The organism is Hydrogenophaga sp., assembly GCF_028698005.1.
Classification (GTDB): Bacteria; Pseudomonadota; Gammaproteobacteria; order Burkholderiales; family Burkholderiaceae_C; genus Hydrogenophaga.
Map to the genome: position 1 here is coordinate 1 of NZ_JAQVEJ010000170.1, position 6,072 is coordinate 6,072.

Annotated in this window: 4 protein-coding genes; 3 read left to right on the plus strand and 1 reads right to left on the minus strand. The window is 68.2% G+C overall.

The features are described 5' to 3' along the window. Both PHQ87_RS13715 and PHQ87_RS13720 read left to right on the plus strand, forming a co-directional pair. Positions 1-469 (plus strand): HlyD family secretion protein (locus tag PHQ87_RS13715; protein WP_300235440.1); only part of this gene is annotated, 469 nt, incomplete at its 5' end. Between the two features lie 178 nt (positions 470-647). Next, entirely contained in the window at positions 648-1,763 is a 1,116-nt protein-coding gene (locus PHQ87_RS13720; protein WP_300235443.1) for a PilT/PilU family type 4a pilus ATPase, read from the plus strand. 33 nt (positions 1,764-1,796) lie between these two features. Here the strand turns inward: PHQ87_RS13720 and PHQ87_RS13725 are convergent, their stop codons facing one another. Continuing rightward, positions 1,797-2,285 carry an Lrp/AsnC family transcriptional regulator gene (locus PHQ87_RS13725; RefSeq protein WP_300235446.1) on the minus strand — a complete coding sequence of 163 codons (489 nt, stop codon included), beginning with the start codon at positions 2,283-2,285 and terminating at the stop codon, positions 1,797-1,799. Positions 2,286-2,490: 205 nt separating this feature from the next. Between PHQ87_RS13725 and PHQ87_RS13730 the strand changes: the two genes are divergently transcribed. Next, positions 2,491-6,072, plus strand: a 3,582-nt coding sequence (locus PHQ87_RS13730; RefSeq protein ID WP_300235448.1) for an indolepyruvate ferredoxin oxidoreductase family protein, incomplete at its 3' end; no start/stop codon positions are given.

A 6,072-nucleotide genomic window follows, 5' to 3' on the forward strand; every position in this document is an offset into this window, starting at 1 on the left:
GTTCGACGGGCAATGGGTCGACGTGAACCGCCTGTTGCGCCCGGGTGGCTGGCTGGGCGTGAAGGAGCCCGTGGGCGTGCTGGCCGATCCGTCGGGCTGGGTGGTGGACGCCTATGTCGAGCAGCGCATGGTCGCGCGCATCGAGCCCGGCGCCCGGGCCCGTTTCCTGCCCGAGGGCGGCCTGCGCACGGTGGGGGCCGAGGTGCTGTCGGTGGACTCCACGCGCGCGCAGCGCCTGGCCCACCCGATGCTGGACAGCCGCCATGGCGGTGATTTCACGACCTTGCCCGACGGCGAGGGCGCGGTGCCGGGCGAGGCCCTGTACCGCGTCCGCCTGCGCCTGGACGAAGCGCCCGGCCACCCGCGCGAGCAGCGGGGGCAGGTGCGCATCGAGGGCGGTGCCCGCAGCCTGGCCTGGGGAGCGGTCAGGGGCGTGCTGGCGGTGCTGGTGCGCGAGAGCGGTTTCTAGCCGACCAGGCGGCCGGCCTGTCCCCGGCCGGGCATCGCCGCCAGCGACGCGGTACCGCTGGCACGCCATAATCGGAGCCACCGATCATGCCCGGCCGGGCAGGCCGGTCGTTGGTGCCCACGACGGACAGGGTGTTACCCTGCGTGGCCTTTGGAATGGATGAAAAGGGTGTCGAGTCATGGTGGGCCGCACGGAGCAAGACCTGGGTCATTACCTGCATCTGATGGTGTCGCGCGGGGCGTCGGATCTGTTTCTGTCCTCGGGCACGGCACCCGCCTTGAAGGTTCAGGGCGTGGTGCACCACCTGGACGAGCCGGCCCTGACGGCCGGTGACACCCAGGCGCTGGCCTATTCGGTGATGCGTGAATCGCAGATCCGCTCGTTCGAGGCCTCGCTGGAATGCGACCTCGCCATCGCGCTGCCCCAGCTGGGGCGCTTTCGCGTCAACGTTTACCGCCAGCGCGGGGATGTGGCGGCGGTGGTGCGTCACATCAACGCGAAGATCCCGACGCTGGAAGACCTGCGCCTGCCCCCGATCCTCAAGACACTGGCGATGCTCAAGCGCGGTCTGGTGCTGGTGGTGGGTGCTGCCGGCTCGGGCAAGTCGACCACGCTGGCGTCCATGGTGGCCTACCGCAACCACCATTCGACGGGCCACATCCTGACCGTGGAAGACCCGATGGAATTCGAGCACAACCACGCCAAATGCATCGTTGACCAGCGCGAGGTGGGCCTGGACACCACCAGCTTCGACGAGGCACTGCGCCATGCCATGCGTGAGGCACCCGATGTGATCATGATTGGCGAGATCCGCGACCGGCAGACCATGCAGCACGCCATGGCATACGCCGAAACCGGGCACCTGTGCGTCTCGACCCTGCACTCCAACAACGCCAACCAGGCCATCCAGCGGATTCTGAATTTCTTCCCCGATACCGCGCGCAAGCAGATCCTGATGGACCTGTCGCTCAACCTCAAGGGGGTGGTGGGGCAGCGGCTGGTCCGGGGGGTACACCAGAAGCTGGTGCCGGCGGTCGAGGTGATGCTGCTCTCGCCCTTCGTGTCGGACCTGATCCAGAAGGGCCAGATCGACGATATCAAGGACGCGATGGCACGCAGCAGCGAACAGGGCATGAGCACCTTCGACCAGTCGCTGTACGACCTGTATCAGCGCGGCGACATCACGGCCGAGCAGGCGGTGGAACACGCCGATTCGCGCACCGACCTGTCGCTGCGCATCCGCCTGGCCAGGAACCAGATGCCCAGCACCGAGGGCCTGCAGGTCAGGAACTGAGGCACCGCCGGGCCGGCATGGCCGGCCGGCCGGTCACGCGGTGCCGGACCGGTGCAGGTGGCCCAGTGGCAATGCGCCACCGGCCTTGACCTCGCCCAGCGAGAAACTGGTGTGCAGGTCCTGCACGTTGGGCAGGTTGATCAGCACCTCGCGCGCAAAACGGCTGAACTCGGCCAGGTCGGGGCTGACCACCTGCAACTCGAAGGTGCCCGAGCCGCTGATGTAGTGGCAGGCCGTGATTTCGGGGATGCTGCGGATGGCCGCTTCCATGGCCGCCAGGGCATCCCCGGTGTTGCGCTCGGCGTCGAGCCGCACGAAGGCCAGCACCCCCAGGCCAATCTTGTTGCGGTCGAGCACCGCGCGGTAGCCGGTGATGAAGCCGGCTTCCTCCAGGGCGCGGACCCGCCGCCAGCAGGGAGCCGCCGACAGCCCGACCCGGCTGGACAGTTCGGCATTGGTCAGGCGCCCGTCGGCCTGCAAGGCTTCGAGGATGGCGAGATCGAATCGGTCGAGGGTGTTCATGGTGTGTGTGCTTGAGGGTTTTTACCAGTTTATTCTGTGAATCAGCAAGATTCTTTCTTTGAATGGCTTGGTGAAGGCATGAAAAGCAAACACCTGTCAGCGCCCTGGCCCTACACTGCGCAGTAGGCGGCATGCGGCCCACCGGTCGCAAGCGGTCCGGTCATCCGCCCACAAAGCGGTCCCACCCACGCAGGAGACAAGCACCATGAACGCGCCATTGCCCGAGCACATCCGCAAGGCCCTGGAAACCGTCACCCTTGACGACAAGTACGCCCTGGAGCATGGCCGCGCCTTCATGAGCGGCGTGCAGGCACTGGTCAAACTGCCCATGCTGCAGCGCCAGCGCGACGCCATGGCCGGCAAGAACACCGCGGGCTTCATCAGTGGCTACCGCGGCTCGCCGCTGGGCGGCTACGACCAGGCGCTGTGGAATGCCGGCAAGTACCTCCAGTCGCAGAACATCGTGTTCCAGCCCGGCGTCAACGAGGAGCTGGCGGCCACCGCGGTCTGGGGCACGCAGCAACTGGGCTTCGCACCGCCCGGCAGCAACCGTTTCGATGGCGTGTTCGGCATCTGGTACGGCAAGGGTCCGGGCGTGGACCGCTGTTCGGACGTCTTCAAGCACGCCAACATGGCCGGCACCACGCCCTGGGGTGGCGTCATCGCGGTGGCCGGCGACGACCACGTGGCCAAGAGCTCGACGGCCGCGCACCAGAGCGACCACATCTTCAAGGCCTGCGGCCTGCCGGTGTTCTTCCCGGCTTCGGTGCAGGACATCCTCGACCTGGGCATCCATGCCTTTGCCATGAGCCGCTTCAGCGGCGTGTGGGCGGGCATGAAGACGATCCAGGAGATCGTCGAGTCGAGCGCGACGGCGATGATCGATCCCGGGCGTGTCGAGATCGTCATCCCCGAATTCGAGATGCCGCCGGGCGGTGTGCACATCCGCTGGCCCGACGCCGCGCTCGAGCAGGAAGCGCGCCTGTTCGACTACAAGTGGTACGCGGCACTGGCCTATGTGCGCGCCAACCGCCTCAACCACAACGTGATCGCCGGCCCGAACGACCGTTTCGGCATCATTGCCAGCGGCAAGGCCTACAACGACATGCGCCAGGCGCTGGTGGACCTGGGCCTGGACGACGACACCTGCCGGCGCCTGGGCATCCGCGTGCACAAGGTGAGCGTGGTCTGGCCGCTGGAGGCGTCCATCACGCGCGAATTCGCCACCGGCCTGCGCGAAATCCTGGTGGTGGAGGAAAAGCGCCAGGTCATCGAATACCAGCTCAAGGAGGAGCTGTACAACTGGCGTCCCGACGTGCGGCCGAACGTGCTGGGCAAGTTCGACGAGCCGGAGGGCGACTACAGCGGCGGCGAGTGGAGCCGCCCGAATCCGAGTGCCCACACCCTGCTGCGCGCCAATGCCGATCTGTCGCCCGCGCTGATCGCCCGCGCCATCGCGCGGCGGCTCAGGAAGCTGGGCATCCCGTCGGACATCGAGGCGCGCATCGACGCGCAACTGGCCATCCTGGACGCCCAGGAGCGGGCCACCCGGACGCTGGTGCTGAACGCGTCTCCCGAGGCCAGCCGCCAGCCCTGGTTCTGCAGCGGCTGCCCGCACAACACCAGCACCCGCGTGCCCGAGGGCTCGCGCGCCATGGCCGGCATCGGCTGCCACTTCATGACCATCTGGATGGACCGCAGCACGGTCGGCTTCACGCAGATGGGCGGCGAAGGCGTGCCCTGGGTGGGCCAGCAGCCCTTCAGCACCGACCAGCACATGTTCGCCAACGTCGGTGACGGCACCTATTTCCACAGCGGCATCCTGGCGATCCGCCAGAGCATTGCCGCCGGCGTCAACATCACCTACAAGATCCTCTACAACGACGCCGTGGCCATGACCGGTGGCCAGCAGGTGGGCGAGCGTCCCGAAGGCCACAGCGTGGTGCAGATCGCGCAGAGCATGCGCGCCGAGGGAGCGGTGAAGATCACCATCGTGACCGACGAGCCACAGAAGTACGACGGCGTGCAGGGCCTGCCCGAGGGCATCGCGATCCGCCACCGCGACGAGCTGGATGCGGTGCAGCGCGAGTTCCGCGAGATCAAGGGCACCACGGTCATCATCTACGACCAGACCTGCGCCACCGAGAAGCGCCGCCGGCGCAAGCGCGGCACCCTGGCCGAGCCCGACGAGCGCGTGCTCATCAACGAGCTGGTCTGCGAGGGCTGCGGCGACTGCGGCGAGCAGAGCAACTGCCTGAGCATCGAGCCGCTGGAAACCGAATTCGGGCGCAAGCGCCGCATCAACCAGAGCACCTGCAACAAGGACTACTCCTGCGTCAAGGGCTTCTGCCCGAGCTTCGTCACCGTCAAGGGCGGCCAGTTGCGCAAGAAGGACAAGGGGGGGTCGGGCCTGGAATGGACCGGCGAGACACCGCCCGAGCCGACCCTGCCCGCACTGGGCGAACAGGCCTGGGGCATCGTCGTGGCCGGCGTCGGCGGCACCGGTGTCATCACCATCGGCCAGTTGCTGGGCATGGCCGCACACATCGAGGGCAGGGGCATCGTCACGCAGGACGCGGCCGGCCTGGCGCAGAAGGGCGGCGCCACCTGGAGCCACGTGCTCATCGGCGCCAGCCAGGACCTCATCCGCACCACGCGGGTGGGCACTGCCTCGGCCGACCTGGTCATCGGCTGCGACCCGATCGTCGCGGCGGGCCAGGAGACGCTGCAACGTCTGCGCACCGGCCGCAGCCACGTGGCACTCAACACCAATGCCACGCCGACGGCGGCCTTCGTCAGGAACCCGCAGTGGCAGAACCCGGCGCAGTCCTGCGTGGACGCGCTGGTGCAGGTGCTGGGCGAACAGGACGTGGGGCGCTTCGACGCCGAGGCGGCCGCCACGCGCCTGATGGGCGACTCCATCTACGCCAACCCCATGATGCTCGGCTACGCCTGGCAGCGTGGCTGGGTGCCGCTGGGCCGGTCGGCGCTGATGCGCGCCATCGAGCTCAACAACGTACAGGTGGACAAGAACCGGCAGGCCTTCGAGTGGGGCTGCCGCGCCGCGCACGATCCCAAGGCCATGGCGCTGCTGCTGGCGCGCGCGGCCGGCACCGGGCAGGTGATCCAGTTCAAGCCGCGCGACAGCATCGATGGCCTCGTGAGCCGGCGCGTGGCCTTCCTCACGCAATACCAGAACGCCGCCTATGCCGGCCAGTACGAGGCCTTCGTGCGCCGCGTCGAGCAGGCGGAGGCGCCGCTGGGCAAGACGTCGCTGACCGAGGCCGTGGCGCGCTACCTGTTCAAGCTCATGGCCTACAAGGACGAGTACGAGGTGGCCCGCCTGCTGACCGACAAGGCCTTCCACGAGCAGATCGCCGCCCAGTTCGAGGGCGACTACCAGTTGCACCTGAACCTGGCGCCGCCGCTGCTGGCCAAGCGCAATGAACGGGGCGAGCTCGTCAAGCGGCGCTTCGGCCCCGGCATGCTCAAGGCCATGGCCGTGCTGGCGAAGATGAAGGGTCTGCGTGGCACCGCCTTCGACATTTTCGGCCGTACCGAAGAGCGCCGCACCGAGCGCGCCCTGATCGCGCAGTACCGGCAGGACATCGAGGCCCTGCTGCGCGGGCTGGACGCCGACAGCCACGCGCTGGCGCTGGAGATCGCCCGCCTGCCCGAGCAGATCCGTGGCTTCGGCCATGTGAAGGAGCGCCACCTCCGGGCCGCGCAGGCCCGCCGCGAGGAGCTGCTGGCCCGTCGTGTCGTGCCCCTGGTGGCGACGGATGCG

What these genes read in the sequence shown, in the direction of transcription:
- PHQ87_RS13725 (WP_300235446.1), bottom strand. Translation starts at nt 2,285, where the DNA reads ATGAACACCCTCGACCGATTCGATCTCGCCATCCTCGAAGCCTTGCAG.
- PHQ87_RS13720 (WP_300235443.1), top strand. Translation starts at nt 648, where the DNA reads ATGGTGGGCCGCACGGAGCAAGACCTGGGTCATTACCTGCATCTGATG.